Origin of the sequence: Streptomyces sp. NPDC090083 (assembly GCF_044747445.1) — a bacterium.
Lineage (GTDB): Bacteria > Actinomycetota > Actinomycetes > Streptomycetales > Streptomycetaceae > Streptomyces.
Genome location: NZ_JBIVED010000010.1, coordinates 285,361 through 304,295 on the forward strand (window position 1 = coordinate 285,361; position 18,935 = coordinate 304,295).

14 protein-coding genes are annotated in these 18,935 nt (G+C 70.5%); 11 read left to right on the plus strand and 3 right to left on the minus strand.

Annotated elements, in window-relative coordinates; all coding sequences use genetic code 11:
- Positions 1 to 11: 11 nt before the first annotated feature.
- Complete coding sequence (locus tag ACIPTO_RS31675; protein ID WP_401197811.1) at positions 12 to 605, minus strand: NADAR family protein; 594 nt, start codon at positions 603 to 605, stop codon at positions 12 to 14.
- Positions 606 to 816: 211 nt separating this feature from the next.
- Here ACIPTO_RS31675 and ACIPTO_RS31680 point away from each other — a divergent pair, with 211 nt between their 5' ends.
- From ACIPTO_RS31680 to ACIPTO_RS31715, 8 genes are all read left to right on the plus strand, one after another.
- Positions 817 to 2,352, plus strand: a complete 1,536-nt coding sequence (locus ACIPTO_RS31680) for a gamma-aminobutyraldehyde dehydrogenase (protein ID WP_366321022.1) — start codon at positions 817 to 819, stop codon at positions 2,350 to 2,352.
- A gap of 56 nt (positions 2,353 to 2,408) precedes the next feature.
- Complete coding sequence (locus tag ACIPTO_RS31685) at positions 2,409 to 3,656, plus strand: PotD/PotF family extracellular solute-binding protein (protein ID WP_401197813.1); 1,248 nt, start codon at positions 2,409 to 2,411, stop codon at positions 3,654 to 3,656.
- A complete protein-coding gene (locus ACIPTO_RS31690; RefSeq protein ID WP_366321026.1) occupies positions 3,653 to 4,813 on the plus strand; it encodes an ABC transporter ATP-binding protein in 1,161 nt (386 codons plus the stop codon). The genes ACIPTO_RS31685 and ACIPTO_RS31690 overlap by 4 nt, the downstream gene beginning before the upstream one ends.
- Entirely contained in the window at positions 4,813 to 5,739 is a 927-nt protein-coding gene (locus ACIPTO_RS31695) for an ABC transporter permease (RefSeq protein ID WP_366321028.1), read from the plus strand. The genes ACIPTO_RS31690 and ACIPTO_RS31695 overlap by 1 nt, the downstream gene beginning before the upstream one ends.
- Positions 5,740 to 6,540: an ABC transporter permease gene (locus tag ACIPTO_RS31700; RefSeq protein WP_401197816.1), complete on the plus strand. Its 801-nt coding sequence runs from the start codon at positions 5,740 to 5,742 to the stop codon at positions 6,538 to 6,540. It abuts the gene before it with no gap.
- 47 nt (positions 6,541 to 6,587) lie between these two features.
- Positions 6,588 to 8,006, plus strand: coding sequence for an NAD(P)/FAD-dependent oxidoreductase (locus tag ACIPTO_RS31705; protein WP_401197818.1), 1,419 nt, complete (start codon positions 6,588 to 6,590; stop codon positions 8,004 to 8,006).
- Positions 8,007 to 8,135: 129 nt separating this feature from the next.
- Positions 8,136 to 8,591 carry a hypothetical protein gene (locus ACIPTO_RS31710; protein WP_401197820.1) on the plus strand — a complete coding sequence of 152 codons (456 nt, stop codon included), beginning with the start codon at positions 8,136 to 8,138 and terminating at the stop codon, positions 8,589 to 8,591.
- A gap of 116 nt (positions 8,592 to 8,707) precedes the next feature.
- Positions 8,708 to 10,507 carry a chitinase gene (locus ACIPTO_RS31715; RefSeq protein ID WP_401197823.1) on the plus strand — a complete coding sequence of 600 codons (1,800 nt, stop codon included), beginning with the start codon at positions 8,708 to 8,710 and terminating at the stop codon, positions 10,505 to 10,507.
- Here the strand turns inward: ACIPTO_RS31715 and ACIPTO_RS31720 are convergent.
- Both ACIPTO_RS31720 and gabT read right to left on the minus strand, forming a co-directional pair.
- Positions 10,495 to 11,334 (minus strand): phosphatase PAP2 family protein, encoded by an 840-nt coding sequence (locus tag ACIPTO_RS31720; RefSeq protein ID WP_401197825.1) that lies wholly within the window; start codon positions 11,332 to 11,334, stop codon positions 10,495 to 10,497. The two genes, ACIPTO_RS31715 and ACIPTO_RS31720, sit on opposite strands and share 13 nt — an antisense overlap.
- Positions 11,335 to 11,548: 214 nt before the next feature.
- The gene (gene gabT / locus ACIPTO_RS31725) at positions 11,549 to 12,883 is read right to left on the minus strand and encodes a 4-aminobutyrate--2-oxoglutarate transaminase (RefSeq protein WP_401197827.1); all 1,335 of its coding nucleotides are present in this window, start codon (positions 12,881 to 12,883) and stop codon (positions 11,549 to 11,551) included.
- Between the two features lie 244 nt (positions 12,884 to 13,127).
- Here gabT and ACIPTO_RS31730 point away from each other — a divergent pair, with 244 nt between their 5' ends.
- The 3 genes from ACIPTO_RS31730 to ACIPTO_RS31740 all read left to right on the plus strand — a co-directional run bounded on the left by ACIPTO_RS31730 (position 13,128) and on the right by ACIPTO_RS31740 (position 18,836).
- Complete coding sequence (locus ACIPTO_RS31730) at positions 13,128 to 15,533, plus strand: ATP/GTP-binding protein (RefSeq protein WP_401197829.1); 2,406 nt, start codon at positions 13,128 to 13,130, stop codon at positions 15,531 to 15,533.
- Positions 15,534 to 15,657: 124 nt separating this feature from the next.
- Complete coding sequence (locus ACIPTO_RS31735) at positions 15,658 to 17,238, plus strand: PucR family transcriptional regulator (RefSeq protein ID WP_401197831.1); 1,581 nt, start codon at positions 15,658 to 15,660, stop codon at positions 17,236 to 17,238.
- Positions 17,239 to 17,390: 152 nt separating this feature from the next.
- Positions 17,391 to 18,836 (plus strand): aldehyde dehydrogenase family protein, encoded by a 1,446-nt coding sequence (locus tag ACIPTO_RS31740; protein WP_366321170.1) that lies wholly within the window; start codon positions 17,391 to 17,393, stop codon positions 18,834 to 18,836.
- Positions 18,837 to 18,935: the final 99 nt, after the last annotated feature.

Here is an 18,935-nt window from a genome sequence, read left to right on the forward strand (position 1 = left end):
CCCCCGCGCGGTCACCCCTCCCGCAACACCCCGCGCGCCGCCATCAACGCGAACCCCAGCAGATTCGGCCCCCGCCACCGCTCGGGATCCCCCGCCGCCACATCGTCCGCGGCGAGCCCGATCCCCCACACCCGGTCAACAGGGCTCGCCTCCACCAGCACCCGCTCACCCGTCCCCAGCAGGAACCCCCGCAGCTCCGCGTCCGCCGAGAACTTGCGCAGGCTCCCCTCGACGACGATCCCGAACCGCTCCCGCGCCCAGACCTCCTCGTCGAACCCCCGCACCAGCCGACCGGCCTTCTTCGCCTGAGACGGATGCCCCGCGGCCAGCACCCGCGCCAGCGCGTCCCCGTCGCCGAACAGTCGCGCCTTGCCCGCCATCATCCAGTGCTCGGCGGTCGCGTACGTGACCCCGTCCACCGTGAACGGCGACGGCCACCACTGGCTCAGACAGCTCGCGCCCACGCGGCCGTCCGGGCGCGGCCGGTGCCCCCAGAAGTGCAGGTACTTGACCTTCGCCCCGGCGCGCACTTGGCTGATCAGGGCTTCCTGGGAATCGATCGTCCCCGCGGCCCCCGCCGCGAGCTTCCCCGTGATCTCGTCCATACACGCGAGTCTTGCAGGCACCACTGACACTCCGTCCCCCCTTTTCCAGGAGGACTCGACACCTGGTCGACAGATTCCGTCGCGTAACCAAAAGGCAACAACGGAATCACTTGTTGGAGTCCCTTTGCTCTGTCAGGATCGGCATTCAAATCGAGCTGGAGCTACGCCACCCGCCAGCGGACGAAGCGGGGCGAAGGCGGAGGAGAGCGACATGCACCACCCGGGCAGCGAGACCCCGGAACGATTCCCCGCACAGGAGTACTTCGCGGACGGCGCGCAGTTCATCGCCGGCCGCCTGACGAAGGGCACCTCGGGCCGCACCCACGCCGTCGTCGACCCGGCCACCGGCGAGGACGTGTACACGTACGAGCTGGCCGGGACGGACGACGTGGACGCCGCCGTGGCGGCGGCGCGCGCCGCGTTCCCCGGCTGGTCGGGCGCCACGCCCGGTGAACGCTCGGACGCGCTGCACCGTTTCGCCGCCGTGCTCGCCGAGCGCGCCGACGACTTCGCCCGCGCCGAGTCACTCCAGTGCGGCAAGCCCCTCAAGCTGACCCGTGAGTTCGACGTCCCCGGGACGATCGACAACACGGCCTTCTTCGCCGGTGCCGCACGGCATCTGCAGGGACAGTCGGCGGGGGAGTACTCCGGCGACCACACGTCGTACGTACGCCGGGAACCCATCGGTGTCGTCGGCTCCATCGCGCCCTGGAACTATCCCCTCCAGATGGCCGCCTGGAAGATCCTCCCGGCGATCGCCGCGGGCAACACGATCGTGCTGAAGCCCGCCGAGCTGACCCCGCTCACCTCGCTGATGTTCGCCCAGGCGGCCACCGAGGCAGGCATCCCGGACGGTGTCGTCAACATCGTCACCGGCACGGGCAAGGAGGCCGGTGAGCACCTCGTCGGCCACCCCGACGTGGCCATGACGTCCTTCACCGGGTCCACCGCCGTCGGCAAGCGCGTCGCGGAGATCGCGACCGCCACCGTCAAGCGCATCCACCTGGAGCTGGGCGGCAAGGCGCCCTTCGTGGTCTTCGACGACGCCGATCTCGACGCCGCCGTCAACGGAGCCGTCGCCGGTTCGCTCATCAACACCGGGCAGGACTGCACGGCCGCCACGCGCGCGTACGTGCAGCGGCCCCTCTACGACGCGTTCGTCCAGAAGACGGCCGCCCTCATGGCGAGCGTCCGGGTCGGCGACCCCTTCGCCCCCGGCACCGACCTCGGGCCGCTGATCTCGCACGCGCAGCGCGACCGCGTCGCCGGTTTCGTCGACCGGGCGCGTGGCTACGCGCGCGTGGTGACCGGCGGCGAGGCTCCTCAGGGAGATCTCAAGAACGGCGCGTACTATCGCCCCACCCTGGTCGCGGACGCCGCCCAGGACAGCGAGATCGTGCAGTCGGAGCTGTTCGGGCCGGTGCTCGTCGTGCTTCCCTTCGACAGCGACGACGAAGGCATCGCGCTCGCCAACGACACCCCGTACGGCCTCGCCGCCTCCGCGTGGAGTCAGGGCGTCTACCGCGCCCATCGCGCGACCCGCGAGATCAAGGCCGGCTGCGTGTGGATCAACGACCACATCCCGATCATCAGCGAGATGCCTCACGGCGGATACAAGGCGTCCGGCTTCGGCAAGGACATGTCCGCCTACTCGTTCGAGGAGTACACCCAGATCAAGCACGTCATGTTCGACAACACGGCGGTGGCCCGCAAGGACTGGCACCGCACGATCTTCGGGGACCGATAGCAGAACTGACGGCCGCCCGAGCCGCGGCCGTCTCCTCCCGAAAGGGCAGCACGCGCATGAAGCAGTACGAGCCCGACCGCCTGACCCCGGCCGAAATGGCCGCCGTGCGGCGCAGTTTCCGCAAGAGCCGGTCCGCGATGACCCGCCGTTCGGTGCTGCGCGCCTCCGCGGGCGGCGCGCTCGCGGTCGGCGGACTCGGCGCCCTGAGCGGCTGCGGGATTCCCGCGGCAGGCAAGACGCAGGGCGGCGTGTCCGCCGACGACCACTCGGCCACGGAGCAGGAGATCGACTTCTCCAACTGGCCCGAGTACATCGACACGGACGAGAGCGGCAACCACCGTCCGACGCTGGAGGCGTTCACCAAGCGGACCGGCATCAAGGTCAAGTACACCGAGGACATCAACGACAACGACGAGTTCTTCGGCAAGATCCAGCCGCAGCTCGCCGCCGGCCAGTCCACCGGCCGTGACCTGATCGTCCTCACCGACTGGCTGGCCGCCCGGATGATCCGCCTCGGCTACGTCCAGAAGCTGGACGCGTCGAACCTCCCGCACGCCTACGCCAACCTGTCGGACCAGTTCCGCAGCCCCGACTGGGATCCGGGCCGGGCGTACTCGTACGTGTGGCAGGGCATCTCCACGGTCATCGCATACAACAAGAAGGCGCTCGACGGCATCGAGGTGAAGTCGATCTCCGACCTCCTCGACAACCCGAAGCTCAAGGGCCGCGTCGGCTTCCTCACCGAGATGCGTGACAGCGTCGGCATGACCATGCTCGACATGGGCAAGGACCCGGCGAAGTTCACCACCGACGACTACGACGCGGTCATCGCCCGCCTCCAGAAGGCCGTCGACCAGGGCCAGATCCGCCGCTTCACCGGCAACGACTACACGTCCGACCTCACCAAGGGCGACTTCGCCGCGTGCGTCGCCTGGGGCGGCGACATCGTCCAGCTCCAGGCGGACAACCCCGACGTCGGCTACGTCATCCCCGACGCCGGCTACATGACGTCGACCGACAACATGCTGATCCCCAACAAGGCGCGCCACAAGACGAACGCCGAGCGGCTCATCGACTACTACTACGAGCCCGAGCCGGCCGCCGAACTCGCCGCCTACGTGAACTACGTCAGCCCGGTCGCGGACGTGAAGCCCTACCTCGCCAAGATCGACAAGTCGGCGGCGAGCAACCCGCTGATCCTTCCCGACAAGGCCATGGCGGCGAAGTCCCACGCCTTCCGCTCACTGAGCTCGAAGGAAGAGACGGCATACCAGCAGAAGTTCGCAAAGCTCACAGGGGCGTGACGACGATGAACACCACCGACACCAGCGGCGATGTCCGCCTCTCCGGTATCAGCAAGACCTACGGCTCCTTCACCGCCGTGCACCCGCTCGACCTGACCGTGCCCCAGGGCTCCTTCTTCGCCCTGCTCGGCGCCTCCGGCTGCGGCAAGACCACCACCCTGCGCATGATCGCGGGCCTGGAGGAACCTTCCTCCGGCACCGTGTTCCTCGGCGACCAGGAGGTCGGCCACCTCCCGCCGTACAAGCGGCCGGTGAACACCGTCTTCCAGTCGTACGCCCTCTTCCCGCACCTCGACATCTTCGAGAACGTCGCCTTCGGTCTGCGCCGGCGCGGCATCAAGTCGGTGAAGAAGCAGGTCGAGGACATGCTCGAACTGGTCCAGCTCGGCGAGCAGGCACGGAAGAAGCCGCACCAGCTCTCCGGCGGCCAGCAGCAGCGCGTCGCCGTCGCCCGCGCCCTGATCAACCACCCCAAGGTGCTCCTCCTCGACGAGCCCCTCGGCGCCCTCGACCTCAAGCTGCGCCGCCAGATGCAGCTGGAGCTCAAGCGCATCCAGACCGAGGTCGGCATCACCTTCGTGCACGTCACGCACGACCAGGAGGAGGCCATGACGATGGCCGACACGGTCGCCGTGATGAACGCGGGCCGCGTCGAGCAGCTCGGCTCGCCCGCCGACCTGTACGAGAACCCGCAGACCACGTTCGTCGCCAACTTCCTCGGCACCTCCAACCTCATCGAGGCCGAGGTCGACTCCAAGAGCGGCGAGGACATCATCCTCAGGGCGGGCGGCGGCAAGCTCGTCCTGCCCGAGTCGCGATGTTCCGCCCCCACCGCGACCGGCGGCAAGGTCCTGGTCGGCGTACGCCCCGAGAAGATCACCCTCACGCACGCCGACGACGCCGGCGAGATCCCGGCCGGCCGCAACCGCATCACCGGCACGATCGCCGACTCCAGCTTCATCGGCGTCTCCACCCAGTACGTCATCGACAGCCCGGTCTGCCCCGAGTTCGAGGTCTACGCCCAGAACGTCGACCGTGACGCCCGGCTGCGGCCCGGCGCCGAGGTCGTCCTGCACTGGAACCCGGCCCACACCTTCGGTCTGGACGCGGCCCAGGACATCGACGCCGGTGTCGACGTCGAGGAGGAGGCCGCCTGATGGCCGCTGTCACCGAGGCGCCGCCGCTGGCGCCCGCGCCGGAGGAGAAGCCGCCGCGCAAGAGGAGGGGCCGCTTCACGCCGTACTGGCTGCTGCTGCCCGGCATCCTCTGGCTGATCGTCTTCTTCGCGCTGCCGATGATCTACCAGGGCTCCACGTCGATCCAGACGGGTTCTCTGGAGGACGGCTACAAGGTCACCTGGCACTTCGCCACCTACTGGGACGCGCTGTCCGAGTACTGGCCGCAGTTCCTGCGCTCGGTCTGCTACGCCGCCGCCGCGACCGTCCTCTGTCTGCTGCTGGGCTATCCGCTGGCGTACCTCATCGCGTTCCGCGCGGGACGCTGGCGGAACCTGATCATGATCCTGGTGATCGCGCCGTTCTTCACCAGCTTCCTGATCCGCACGCTCGCCTGGAAGACGATCCTCGCGGACAGCGGGCCGGTCGTCAGCGTCCTCAACACGCTGCACGTCCTGGACGTCACCAACTGGCTCGGCTGGACCTCGGGCGACCGTGTGCTGGCCACCCCGCTCGCGGTGGTGTGCGGGCTGACGTACAACTTCCTGCCGTTCATGGTGCTTCCGCTCTACACCTCGCTGGAGCGCATCGACGGACGGCTGCACGAGGCGGCCGGCGACCTGTACGCCAAGCCGTTCGTCACCTTCCGCAAGGTCACCTTCCCGCTGTCGATGCCCGGCGTCGTCTCCGGCACCCTGCTGACCTTCATCCCGGCGGCCGGTGACTACGTCAACGCCGAACTCCTCGGCTCCACCGACACCCGCATGATCGGAAACGTCATCCAGACGCAGTTCCTGCGCATTCTGGACTACCCGACGGCGGCGGCACTCTCCTTCATCCTCATGGCCGCCATTCTCGCCATGGTGACCATCTACATTCGCAAGTCCGGGACGGAGGATCTGGTTTAAATGGCCGTCGTACGCTGGTTCAAGCGCAATCTCGTCGTCATCGCGGGCCTGTTGACCCTCGGATATCTCCTCCTTCCGAACGTCATCGTCACGGTGTTCTCCTTCAACAAACCGAAGGGCCGCTTCAATTACGAGTGGCAGCAGTTCTCGCTGGACGCCTGGAAGAAGCCCTGCGGGGTCGCCGACATGTGCGGCTCGCTCTCCATCAGCCTCCAGATCGCCGTCTGGGCGACCATCGGCGCCACCCTGCTCGGCACGATGATCGCCTTCGCGCTGGTCCGCTACCGATTCCGGGCGCGCGGCGCGATCAACTCGCTGATCTTCCTGCCGATGGCGATGCCCGAGGTCGTCATGGCCGCCTCGCTGCTCACCCTGTTCCTCAACATGGGCGCCCAACTGGGCTTCTACACCATCCTGATCGCCCACATCATGTTCTGCCTGAGCTTCGTCGTCACCGCCGTCAAGGCCCGTGTGATGTCGATGGACCCGCGCCTGGAACAGGCCGCCCAGGACCTCTACGCCGGCCCGGTGCAGACGTTCCTGCGCGTCACCCTGCCCATCGCGGCCCCCGGAATCGCGGCGGGCGCGCTGCTCTCCTTCGCGCTGTCCTTCGACGACTTCATCATCACCAATTTCAACGCGGGCTCGACCGTCACCTTCCCCATGTTCGTCTGGGGTTCGGCACAGCGCGGCACACCCGTTCAGATCAATGTCATCGGTACGACCATGTTCCTCATCGCCGTATTGTTGGTGCTCGTTTCCATGGCGATCACCAACCGCCGCAACAAGGTGAAGGCGTGACCGCGTAATTCGCAGCAACCCTGTGCACCCTGTAGGGAGTTGAAATCATGGCCCCTAGCGCCATGACACGTTGGACAAAGTCTCTTTCCGAAGCACGGCCGGTGCCGTTCTGGCTGGACGACCCCGGCAGGCCCCACCCCGAACCCGCGCTCACCGGCGGCGAGACCTGCGATCTGCTGGTCGTCGGCGGCGGTTACAGCGGACTGTGGACCGCGCTCATCGCGAAGGAGCGCGACCCGCAGCGGGACGTGGTGCTGGTGGAGGGCCGCGAGGTGGGCTGGGCCGCCTCGGGCCGCAACGGCGGCTTCTGCGCCGCCTCGCTCACCCACGGACTCTCCAACGGCCTGACCCGCTGGCCCGACGAGATCCACCGGCTGGAGGAGCTGGGCGCCCGCAACCTCGACGCGATCGAGAGCGCGGTCGCCCGCTACTCCCTGGACTGCGAGTTCGAGCGCACCGGCGAGATCGACGTCGCCACCGAACCGCACCAGGCCGAGGAACTCCACGACTGGTACGGCGAGTTGGAGAGCCAGGGCCTCGCCGAGGGCACCGAGTTCCTGGACGCCGACGCGGTCCGCGAACAGGTCGCCTCCCCGACCTTCCTGGCCGGCCTGTACGACAGCCGGGGCGTCGCGATGCTCAACCCGGCCAAACTGGCCTGGGGGTTGAAGCGCGCCTGCCGCCAACTCGGCGTCCGCGTCTACGAACACACCCCCGCCCTCGAACTGAGGCCGCACGGCGCCGGCATGGCCGTACGCACTCCGTACGGCTCGGTCCGCGCCCGCCGGGTCGCGCTCGGCACCAACGTCTTCCCGAACCTGGTCAAGCGCGTCCGCCCGTACACCGTCCCGGTCTACGACTACGCCCTGATGACCGAGCCGCTCTCCGCCGACCAGCTGGCGTCGATCGGCTGGAAGAACCGCCAGGGCCTGGGCGATTCGGCGAACCAGTTCCACTACTTCCGGCTCTCCGCCGACAACCGCGTTCTGTGGGGCGGGTACGACGCCATCTACCCCTACGGCGGCCGGGTCCGCGCCGAGTACGACGACCGGCCGGAGACGTACGCCAAGCTCGCGGAGCACTTCTTCACCTGCTTCCCGCAGCTGGAGGGGCTGGGCTTCAGCCACGCGTGGGGCGGCGCGATCGACACCTGCTCGCGCTTCTCGGCGTTCTTCGGCACCGCCCACCGGGGCAGGGTCGCCTACGCGGCGGGCTTCACCGGCCTCGGCGTCGGCGCGACCCGCTTCGGCGCGGACGTGATGCTGGACCTGCTCGCGGGGGAGCGGACCGAGCGCACGGAACTGGAGATGGTTCGCAAGAAGCCGCTGCCCTTCCCGCCCGAGCCCTTCGCGTGGACCGGCATCGCCCTCACCAAGTGGTCGCTGGCGCACGCCGATGCGCACGGCGGGCGGCGCAACCTCTGGCTGAAGGCGATGGACCGGCTCGGGCTCGGCTTCGACAGCTGACCCGTCCTTGATCGGCGGGTGTGATCGGGTTCACTCCTTCGGGGTGCCCGGACTCGCGTAATGCCCGCCGCCGGCCTCCCTCTCTCCTGTGACGCGACCAGCGTCGACATGAGAAAGGGAGGTCTCCTCATGACTGGCGCGAAGACGGCCGTCGAGTGGCTGGCAGCGGTGGCTCCGGATCCGGAGGCCTGCCGCTGGGAATGGGAGCGCAATCCCCTCGGGGTCGCGCTGCTGCCCGCCGGCAAGGCCTGGGACGTCCTCATCCTGCCGGGTGAGCTCGGCTATCCCACGCTCGATGTGCTCACCCGGGTCATCGATCAACCGGGCCCGGTACTCGTCGACTTCGGCGACGCGCGGATGGGTTTCCTGGTGCCGCCGGGCACCGCGGCCCGCTGGCTCGGCACCGGTATCCGTACGGCGGGGCTCGGCACCTGGATCGTCGTGCCCTACCCCGGCCGGTCGACCGGGGGAGTCCGCTGGCTGGTCCCGCCGGACGGCTCCGGCACCCTCACCGACCCCGCACTCCTCGAACTCGCCATGCACGAGGCGGCGGCGGGACTGGCCACGGAAGGGGAGGACGGATAGCCGACAGCTGACCCGACGACAGAGGTCCGGACACCGGACATCTTGACAACGGCAATTGGTCTGGACCAAATTGGGCGCGCTCCACCCCTCCATCTCCCCCATGCCCGGAGGCACTTGTGGATCGCACCAGACCTGTCCTCGCCGTGTTCGCGGCCGCGGCCCTGGCCGTGTCCGGCATCACCGCGCTCTCGTCGGCCGCCCGTGCGGCCGACGCGGACCTGGCGAAGAACGGAGGCTTCGAAGCGGGCCTCGACAGTTGGACCTGTTCCGCGAACAGCGGTACGGCGGTCAAGTCGCCCGTGCACGGCGGCAGTTCGGCATTGCAGGCCACCCCGGCCGGCAACGACTACGCCCAGTGCGCGCAGACGGTGACCGTACAGCCCAACTCCCAGTACTCGCTCGCCGGTTACGTGCGCGGCAGCTACGTCTACCTCGGCGCGAGCGGCACCGGCACCACCGACGTCTCCACCTGGACCCAGTCGGCCCCCGACTGGCAGCAGCTGACGACCGGCTTCCGCACCGGCCCGTCCACCACCAAGGTCACCATCTACACCCACGGCTGGTACGGCACCGGCGCCTACAACGCCGACGACATCTCCCTCACCGGCCCGGCAGGCACCGTGGGCCAGCCGCCCGCCACCCCGACCGGTCTGGCCGCGGGCACCGTCACGTCCTCCTCCGTCGCCCTGTCCTGGTCCGCCGTCACCGGCGCGACCGGCTACGCGATCTACCGCGACGGGGCCAAGGTCCAGACGGCGAGCGGCACGTCGGCCACCGTGAGCGGTCTGTCGGCCGCGACGTCGTACAGCTTCCAGGTCAGCGCGGTGAACGACGCGGGCGAGTCCGCGAAGTCGACGGCGGTCACCGCCAAGACGTCCACCGGCTCGGGCCCCGGCACCGGCCTGCCCACCCACGCCTTGGTCGGCTACCTGCACGCGAGTTTCGCCAACGGCTCCGGCTACACGCGCCTCGCCGACGTACCCGACAGCTGGGACGTCATCGACCTGGCCTTCGGCGAACCCACCTCCGCCACCTCGGGCGACATCCGCTTCAACCGCTGCCCGGTCAGCGAATGCCCGAACGTCGAGAGCGACGCCGACTTCAAGGCGGCCGTCAAGGCCAAACAGGCGGCGGGAAAGAAGGTGCTGATCTCGATCGGCGGCGCCAACGGCCAGGTCCAGCTGACCACCACGGCCGCCCGCGACACCTTCGTCTCCTCGGTCTCGAACATCATCGACACCTACGGCCTCGACGGCCTCGACATCGACTTCGAGGGCCACTCGCTCTCCCTGGACACGAACGACACCAACTTCAAGAGCCCCACGACCCCCGTGGTGGTCAACCTGATCTCGGCCCTGAAGACCCTGAAGGCCAAGTACGGCGCGAAGTTCGTGCTGAGCATGGCACCGGAGACGTTCTTCGTGCAGATGGGCTACCAGTTCTACGGCACCGGCAAGTTCGGCGGCCAGGACCCGAGGTGCGGTGCGTACCTGCCCGTCATCTACGCCCTGCGCGACGACCTCACGCTGCTGCACGTCCAGGACTACAACTCGGGGCCGATCATGGGGCTCGACAACCAGTACCACACCATGGGCGGCGCCGACTTCCACATCGCGATGACGGACATGCTGCTCACGGGCTTCCCGGTGGCGGGCGACACGAACAACGTGTTCCCGGCGCTGCGCCCCGACCAGATCGCCATCGGCATGCCGGCGTCCGTCAACGCGGGCAACGGTTACGTCGCCCCGGCCGAGGTCACCAAGACCCTGGACTGCCTGACCAGGAAGGTGAGTTGCGGCTCGTACGCGACTCATGGCACCTGGCCCGCCCTGCGCGGCCTGATGACCTGGTCGGTCAACTGGGACCGGTACTCGAACTGGGAGTTCCAGAAGACCTTCGACGGCTACTTCGGCTGAGGGCCGGCACGGAAGCGGCCGAGGAGGAGCCGCAGCGACGCGAGCAGCACCGTACCGAGGCACCAGCTGGCCACGACGTCCAGTGGCCAGTGGTAGCCCCGGCGGACCAGGCCGAAGCTGACGCAGGCGACCGACAGGGCGCAGGCGACGACCAGTCCACGGCGGGCGGCCACCGTCCGCAGCCAGGGCAGGAGGAGCAGCGTCGCGGAGCCGTACGCGATCATCGCGGTGGCCGTGTGGCCCGAGGGGTAGTAGCCGGTGCCGGGCGGGACCGCCGGGGTGCCGCCGCGGGCGATCAGTTCCTTGAGGGGGACGACGATCGCCGGGACCAGGGCCATCAGTACGGCCGCGGCGAGCGGTGGCCGCCACCACCGGTCCATACCACTGGCACGGCCGCGCAGGCCGATGTAGGCCAGAACCACGACGAGGACCGGGACCGCGACCTGGATGTTGCCGAGGTCGGCGAGGAGTTCGGAGACGCGGTCCGGGTGGACGAGGGCACGGCTGAGGCGGGCGTCCAGGTCCAGAAGGGGGCCGTCGGCCGCGACCTGCCAGGTGATCACCGCGAACAGCAGCGCGGGAAGGGCGAGAAGCAGCCAGAAGAAGGAGGTCGGCCACCCCGGAACAGGGGGGGTGGTTCCGGGGTGGCCGTCCGGATCGGTTGGCCGGCCGCCCCGGGGGGTTTGGGGCGGGCGACTGTCCGATCGGTGAGGAGATTCGGAGCCGGAGGCCCCGGTTGTGTGCGCGAGGGCACGACCAGGTCGAAGCTGGGGAGGCCCCGGCCTGAAGTCGCCCACAGTCCCCTGTGGGCGGGGTGTATCTCTCATCTGGGTAGAACCTACGGCAGGGGCGGCGGGTACGACAGGCGGAATCGCGTCCCGTCATGCACCCCGCACACCTTCTTCACACGGCCCGACGCCCGCCTCCCCGGCCCCGGAATCACCGCGGACGACAGCGCCGGTGCGGCCCTGTCGGCCAGGACGCGAGGGACGTGACTCCTGTGCGAGAGTCACGTCCGTCGCGGGAGCCGTGGGGAGTGGCTCAGATGCGTGCGAACGCCTGCTCGATGATGTCGAGTCCCTCGCTCAGCAGGTCCTCGCCGATGACCAGCGGGGGCAGGAAGCGCAGCACGTTGCCGTAGGTGCCACAGGTCAGGACCAGCAGCCCTTCCTGGTGGCAGGCCTTGGCGAGCGCGGCGGTCGCCTCCGGGTTCGGCTCCTTGGTCGTACGGTCCTTGACCAGCTCGATCGCGATCATCGCGCCGCGCCCGCGGACCTGGCCGATGATGTCGAACTTCTCCGCCATGGCCCCGAGCCGGCTCTTCATCACCGACTCGATGGTCTTCGCCCTGGCGTTGAGGTCCAGCTCCTTCATCGTCTCGATGGCGCCGAGCGCACCGGCGCAGGCGACCGGGTTGCCGCCGTACGTACCGCCCAGGCCACCGGAGTGCGCGGCGTCCATGATCTCGGCGCGACCGGTGACGGCGGCGAGCGGCAGGCCGCCCGCGATGCCCTTCGCGGTGGTGATCAGGTCCGGGACGACACCCTCGTCCTCGCACGCGAACCACTGGCCCGTACGGCAGAACCCGGACTGGATCTCGTCCGCGACGAAGACGATCCCGTTGTCGGCGGCGAACTTGCTCAGCGCCGGCAGGAAGCCCTTCGCCGGCTCGATGAAGCCGCCCTCGCCGAGGACCGGCTCGATGATGATCGCGGCGACGTTGTCCGCGCCGATCTGCTTGGTGATCATGTCGATGGCCTGCGCGGAGGCCTCGGCACCGGCGTTGTCGGGACCGGTCGGCCAGCGGTAGCCGTAGGCCACCGGCACGCGGTACACCTCGGGCGCGAACGGCCCGAAGCCGTTCTTGTACGGCATGTTCTTCGCGGTCAGCGCCATCGTCAGGTTGGTCCGGCCGTGGTAGCCGTGGTCGAACACCACGACGGCCTGCCGCTTGGTGTACGCCCGGGCGATCTTCACGGCGTTCTCTACGGCCTCGGCGCCCGAGTTGAACAGCGCGGACTTCTTGGCGTGGTCGCCCGGGGTCAGCTCGGCGAGCGCCTCCGCGACCTCGACGTACCCCTCGTAGGGCGTGACCATGAAACAGGTGTGGGTGAAGTCGGCGAGCTGCGCGGACGCACGCCGGACGACGGCCTCGGCGGACGCGCCGACGCTGGTCACGGCGATACCGGAACCGAAGTCGATCAGCCGGTTCCCGTCGACGTCCTCGATGATCCCGCCGCCCGCGCGGGCGGTGAACACGGGCAGCACGGAGCCCACACCGGCCGCGACCGCGGCGGTACGGCGGGCCTGCAGCTCCTGCGACTTCGGGCCGGGGATGGCGGTGACGACGCGGCGCTCCTGCGGAAGTGCGGTCATGAGGGGCTCCTGGGGTGGTGCGGACGCTTTTCTTCTCTTCTCGCAGGCTAGGACGGGTGACCGGGGGTGGGCATGCTCCATGTGGGCGGTGTCGGCGCCGCCGGTTGTCCGCCATGGACAGTGCCGGGATCCCGGGGTTCGGTGCGCGCCCGGCCACGTAAACGGTGAACTCCCCTTCCTGGCGCGTTAGATTGACTCGCTGACGGTGCACGGAACGGCTGGTCAAGGGGCGAGGACGAGGACGATGGACAGCGACGGAACGCGGGACGCGCACCACACACAGGCCAACCCTGTGCCGCGTCCGGCGGGACCGGCGGACATGCCCGGCCAGCGGGGGGTGCCGCCTCGGCCGGTGCATGCGCCCGAACAGGCGCCAGGGTTCGCCCCGGCCGTCGCCGAGTGGCTGAACGAACCCCGGCCGTCCACCGCGCCCGGCATCTGGCGCTACGGATACCGCCCGCCCAAGCCCGACCGCGCGTCGACGCGGCTCTCCCCGGTCGCGATCCTCGGGATGCTGGTCCCCCTGGTCGTGGCGCTGATCGTGTGGTCGTTCTGGCGCCACGGTGCCGTCCCGTACCAGTGGGCCCTGCTCAAGCTGTTCACCCCGAGCGACTGGTGGTGGGCGGGAACCGTGTCCCCCAAGGGGAGCGAGGGCGGGGACGCCATCAACGTCTACGACGGTGTCTTCTTCGCCCTGCTCGTCTACGCCGTCGTCAGGCTGGGCGGCTGGCTGGAGGCGGCCCGCCATCTCGTCGGCGGTCGACCCCAGCCCGCACGTGCCCTGCTGGCGCTCGTCGGCGGTCTCATCGCACTCAGCTTCGTCTTTCCCTCCGCGTTCCCCGGTATCGGCTGGAGGCCCCTGCCGGTCCAGGACCCGGTGTTCTCCCTCGTCTTCCTGACCGCGGGACCCGACATCTTCAAATCGGTGCTCTTCACCGACACGCTGTACGCGCTCATCACCGCACTGGTCCTGTGGCCCTTCGCCCGGCTCGGCGGCTGGTGGGGGCTGGCGAAGGAACGGCTCGCCGCGCGCGGCCGCACCGGCGAGGGCGAGGTCCGGCCGGCGCCCGCCGCCGTGCTGCCCGCCCAGTGGCCCCAGCTGCGCGAGGCCGGTCAGTACGAGGCGGCGGAACTGCTCACCGCCGAAGTGCTCACGGGCCGGATGAACGACGTGGACTGCGCCCGGGTCGGACACGCGTGGGAGACCGCCCGCAGGGAAGCGCAGGTGGCCGCCTTCAGCGACACCGTGCTGCGCAAGGGGGCCGCGGCCTGGGTCCACCCGTCCGGGGCCCGGGACCTGCCCGGCCGTGCCGCGCGGCACGACCTGCTGGACGGGCAGGTGCGCATCGGACAGTGGGCGGCCGGGGACCGCACGCCGTCGGCCTACCGCGGTGCGGGCGCGGCCCTCGGCCCCGAGGCGCTCGGCACCTCGCTCCTCGTCGTGGGGCCGTCCGGCTCCGGCAAGACCAGGCACGTGGTCGCCCCGGTCGTCGAGTCCCTCGCCCTGCGGGCGCTGACCGGACAGTGCGCCGTCGTGGCGGTCTGCGCGGCGGGCACCCCGCTCGGCCCGGACTCGGCGTACGACGTCGTGGTGCGGATCGGGGACCCGGCCTCCGTCTACGACCTCGATCCCTACGCGGACACCACCGACCCCGACGCGGCCGCCGCGTTTCTCGCCGAGGGGCTGGTCGGGGACCTCGACACCGTCGGCGCCCAGCGGGCCACCACCGCGCTCGCCCAGGTGCTCGGGCCCTACCGGGCGGTGCACGGCGCCTTCCCGGCCCTGCCCGTGCTGCGGGAACTCCTGGAAGGTGAACCCCCGGTGCTCGACGCCCTGCGCCAGGCACTGGCGGCGCCGGAGCACGCCGGTCTGCGCCGCGATCTCGACGCCCGGGCCCGGCAGAGCGGCAGTGCGGCCGATCCTGGCACGGTCCTCGCCGACCGGCTCGCGCTGCTGGACAGGCCCGTGTTCGCCGACTTCTTCGGCACCGGGGACACGGCCGTCCGGCCGTTCTCGCTGCGCGCCGTCGCCCACCACCCGCTGCGGGTCCGCATCGACGTACCCGCCCACGGGCATGAGGAAGCGTCCCGGCTGATCACCCGGCTGCTCCTGGCCCAGTTCGACCATGTCGTGCACGACCCCGCCCGCCGTCACTTCGCCTGCCTCGTCCTCGACGACGCCACCGGTTCGGTGACCACCGACTCGGTACGGCGCATGCAGCGTCTGCGCTCCCAGAACGCGGGTGTGCTTCTCGCCCTGCGCACGCTCGGCGACGTGCCCGAGGCACTGCACGGACCGCTGCACGGGGCGGTCGGCTGCCGGATGGCCTTCTCGGGCGTCACGACCTGGGACGGCAGCCGCTTCGCGCACGCCTGGGGCACGGAGTGGGTGGAGACCCGGGACGTGGCTCAGCACACCGTCTTCGCGGACCAGCCGATGACCCGGGCCATCCACGCCCTGCGGAAGCTGGTGACGGGCCGGGCGGTGACCACGGAGGCCGTGACCGTCCGGCAGGTCGAGCGGGAGCGGTGGTCCGCGTCCCAGCTCGCCCACGAGGTGCCGCCGGGGCACGCGGTGCTGTCGCTCACGACGGTCGAGGGGAAGCACACTCCGCCGTCCCTGGTGGACCTCCGCACCCCCACCGCCTGACCAGCACACTTGGACATACCGGTAAGCCCCGCCCATACAGTGAGGCAGAATTCCTTAAGGCGCTTCATACGCCACGGCCAAAAGCCCCGCACGCTCGCCGGTTCTTCCTCCATCTGAAGGCACCATGCCCCCCACCCTCGCCTCCCTCGTCCACCACTCCGCGCTCAAGCTCACCGTGCGCGCTGGTGAGGACCACCTGGACGTGCCCGTGCGGTGGGTGCATGCCAGTGAGCTGGCGGATCCGGTGCCGTACATGGAGGGCGGCGAGCTGCTGCTGATCACCGCGCTGAAGCTGGACGCCGAGGATCCGAAGGCCATGCGGCGGTATGTGAGGCGGCTGGTGGGCGCGGGGGTCGTAGGGCTCGGGTTCGCCGTCGGGGTCAACTACGACGAGATCCCCGAGGCGCTCGTCGCCACCGCGCAGGAGGAGGGGCTGCCGCTCCTGGAGGTCCCCCGCCGCACCCCCTTCATCGCGATCAGCAAGGCCGTCTCCGCGGCGATCGCCGCCGACCAGTACCGCTCCGTCACCGCCGGCTTCGCCGCCCAGCGCGAACTGACCAGGCAGGCCCTCACCGACGGCCCCGAGGGTCTCCTCACCGCACTCGCCGCACAGGTGGACGGCTGGGCCGCGCTCTACGACGCGTCGGGCGCCGTTGTGGCCACCGCACCGGAGTGGGCGGGCCGCCGCGCCGCCCGGCTCACGGCGGACGTGGAGCGGCTCAGGGACCGGCCCGCCCCGGCCTCGTCGGTGGTGGGCGGACCGGACAACGAGGACCGCGTCGAACTCCACACCCTGGGCACCGGCCGCCGCCCCCGCGCTGCACTCGCGGTGGGGACGGCGGCGGCGCTCGGTACGGCGGAGCGGTACGCGGTGCACTCCGCGATCGCGCTGCTGACCCTCACCACCGAGCGTTCCCGCTCCCTCCAGGCCGCCCAGGAGCGGATCGGCGCGGCCGTGCTGCGGATGCTGCTGGCCGGGCAGCCGGACCACGCGCGCGCGGTCGCCGGTGATCTGTTCGGCGGGCTGCTGGACGCGCCGTTCCGGATCGTCGTGGGCGAGTCGGCCGACGGCGCCGCCCTGGACGCGCTCGCCGAGGCCGTCGAGTCGGCGGCGGCCCGTTCCGGCGAGGCCGTGCTCGTCGTACCGGAAGGGCCGGAACGGCTGGTGGTGCTGGCCGTCGACGAGGGCGCCGCGGTCGAGGCGTGCGGGGAGCACGCGGCGACCCTGGAGGCCGAGCGGGCCTCCTCGGCCACCGGGGAGCGCGCCGGCGACGAGGACGACCTGGTCGTCGGGCTGTCGGCGCCCGCGGGACCCATCGCCGCGGCGGCCGCGTACAAGCAGGCCGAGCAGGCGCTGTCCGTGGCCCGGCGGCGGGGGCGGGTGCTGGTCGAGCACGAGCAGCTGGCCGCCGGGTCCGTGCTGCCGCTGCTGGCGGACGACGCGGTGCGGGCGTTCGCCGACGGGCTGCTGCGGCCGCTCTCCGAGCACGACGCCACCGGGCGCGGGGATCTCGTGGCCTCGCTGCGGGCGTGGCTGTCCCGGCACGGGCAGTGGGACGCGGCGGCAGCCGATCTCGGGGTGCACCGGCACACGCTGCGCTACCGGATGCGGCGCGTCGAGGAGATCCTCGGGCGGTCCCTGGACGACCCGGACGTACGGATGGAGCTGTGGCTCGCGCTGAAGGCGACCGCCGCCGCCGAGTGACGGCATCTGCCGAACTGGAGTGTCCCCGCCCGGCACTGCTACGGCCCGGACAAACGCACCCGCGCTTTCCCGCCCCTACGGTGGACCGAGAAGCACCGAGTACACGCACCCCCAACGCGGAAGGGCCGGCCCACGCAATGCCCAACGAAACTGTGGCAGTCACCCACGCCTTCTGGCTCGCCGGCCGCCAGGCCACCGGCGACGACACCTTCGACGTCACCTCCCCCTGGGACGGACGCCTCGTCGGCAAGGTCAGCCTGCCGACCGACGCCCAGGTCGAGGAGGCGGTGGCCGCCGCGTACGCCGTACGGGACGAGTTCGCCGCCACCCCCGCCCATGTCCGCGCCGCCGCCCTCGACCACGTCAGCCGGCGTCTCGTCGAGCGCACCGAGGAGATCGCGCAGCTCATCTCCGCCGAGAACGGCAAGCCGATCAAGTGGGCCCGCGGTGAGGTCGGCCGTGCCGTGTCCGTGTTCCGGTTCGCGGCGGAGGAGGCCCGGCGGTTCAACGGCGGCGAGGCCCAGCGCCTCGACACCGACGCCGGCGGCCAGGGCCGGCTCGCCCTCACCCGGCGCTTCCCGAAGGGTGTCGTGCTCGGCATCGCCCCCTTCAACTTCCCGCTGAACCTCTGCGCCCACAAGATCGCCCCCGCGATAGCGGCCGGCGCCCCGATCATCCTCAAGCCGGCCCCGGCCACCCCGCTCTCGGGCCTGATCATCGGCGACCTGCTCGCCGAGACCGAGCTGCCCGCCGGGTCGTGGAGCATCCTCCCGGTCGCCAACGACCACATGCCCGCCCTCGTCCAGGACGAGCGGCTGCCGGTGATCTCCTTCACCGGTTCGGAGAAGGTCGGCTACGCGATCATGGACTCGGTGCCGCGCAAGCACTGCACCCTGGAGCTGGGCGGCAACGGCGCGGCCGTGGTCCTCGGGGACTACTCCTCCGACGCCGACCTCGACTGGGCCGCGACCCGCATCGCCACCTTCTCGAACTACCAGGGCGGCCAGTCCTGCATCTCCGTGCAGCGGGTCATCGCCGACGCCGCCGTCTACGACCGGCTGCTCCCGCGCATCGTCGCCGCCGTCGAAGCCCAGGTCACCGGTGACCCGGGCGACGACAAGACCGACGTCGGCCCGCTGGTCAGCGAGGCCGCCGCGCAGCGCGTCGAGGCGTGGGTCCAGGAGGCCGTCGCGGCGGGCGCCACGCTCCTCACGGGCGGCGAGCGCGACGGCGCCTCGTACGCCCCGACCGTGCTCACCGACGTGCCGGCCGACACGACGATCTCCTGCGAGGAGGTCTTCGGACCGGTGCTGACCGTCACGAAGGTGGACGGCGAGGCCGCCGCCTTCGCCGCCGCCAACGACTCCAAGTACGGTCTCCAGGCAGGGGTGTTCACCCACGACGTGCAGGTCGCCTTCCGCGCCCACCGCGCCCTTGAGGTCGGCGGTGTCGTGATCGGCGACGTCCCGTCCTACCGCGCCGACCAGATGCCCTACGGCGGTGCCAAGCAGTCCGGCGTCGGCCGCGAGGGCGTGAAGTTCGCGATGGACGACTACACCTACGAGCGCGTGCTGGTCCTCACGGGCCTCGCGCTCTGACCGTCCCGGGGCGAGAGCGGTCCCGTCGACCGTTCTCTCACCCGGCGGCTCTAGCTAATGGTATCCATTTTCATATAGCCTCCCTGAAGGGGCCCGGCA

What these genes read in the sequence shown, in the direction of transcription:
- ACIPTO_RS31700 (WP_401197816.1), top strand. Translation starts at nt 5,740, where the DNA reads ATGGCCGTCGTACGCTGGTTCAAGCGCAATCTCGTCGTCATCGCGGGC.
- ACIPTO_RS31675 (WP_401197811.1), bottom strand. Translation starts at nt 605, where the DNA reads ATGGACGAGATCACGGGGAAGCTCGCGGCGGGGGCCGCGGGGACGATC.
- ACIPTO_RS31695 (WP_366321028.1), top strand. Translation starts at nt 4,813, where the DNA reads ATGGCCGCTGTCACCGAGGCGCCGCCGCTGGCGCCCGCGCCGGAGGAG.
- ACIPTO_RS31735 (WP_401197831.1), top strand. Translation starts at nt 15,658, where the DNA reads ATGCCCCCCACCCTCGCCTCCCTCGTCCACCACTCCGCGCTCAAGCTC.
- ACIPTO_RS31705 (WP_401197818.1), top strand. Translation starts at nt 6,588, where the DNA reads ATGGCCCCTAGCGCCATGACACGTTGGACAAAGTCTCTTTCCGAAGCA.
- ACIPTO_RS31710 (WP_401197820.1), top strand. Translation starts at nt 8,136, where the DNA reads ATGACTGGCGCGAAGACGGCCGTCGAGTGGCTGGCAGCGGTGGCTCCG.
- ACIPTO_RS31730 (WP_401197829.1), top strand. Translation starts at nt 13,128, where the DNA reads ATGGACAGCGACGGAACGCGGGACGCGCACCACACACAGGCCAACCCT.
- ACIPTO_RS31720 (WP_401197825.1), bottom strand. Translation starts at nt 11,334, where the DNA reads ATGAGAGATACACCCCGCCCACAGGGGACTGTGGGCGACTTCAGGCCG.
- ACIPTO_RS31685 (WP_401197813.1), top strand. Translation starts at nt 2,409, where the DNA reads ATGAAGCAGTACGAGCCCGACCGCCTGACCCCGGCCGAAATGGCCGCC.
- ACIPTO_RS31680 (WP_366321022.1), top strand. Translation starts at nt 817, where the DNA reads ATGCACCACCCGGGCAGCGAGACCCCGGAACGATTCCCCGCACAGGAG.
- gabT (WP_401197827.1), bottom strand. Translation starts at nt 12,883, where the DNA reads ATGACCGCACTTCCGCAGGAGCGCCGCGTCGTCACCGCCATCCCCGGC.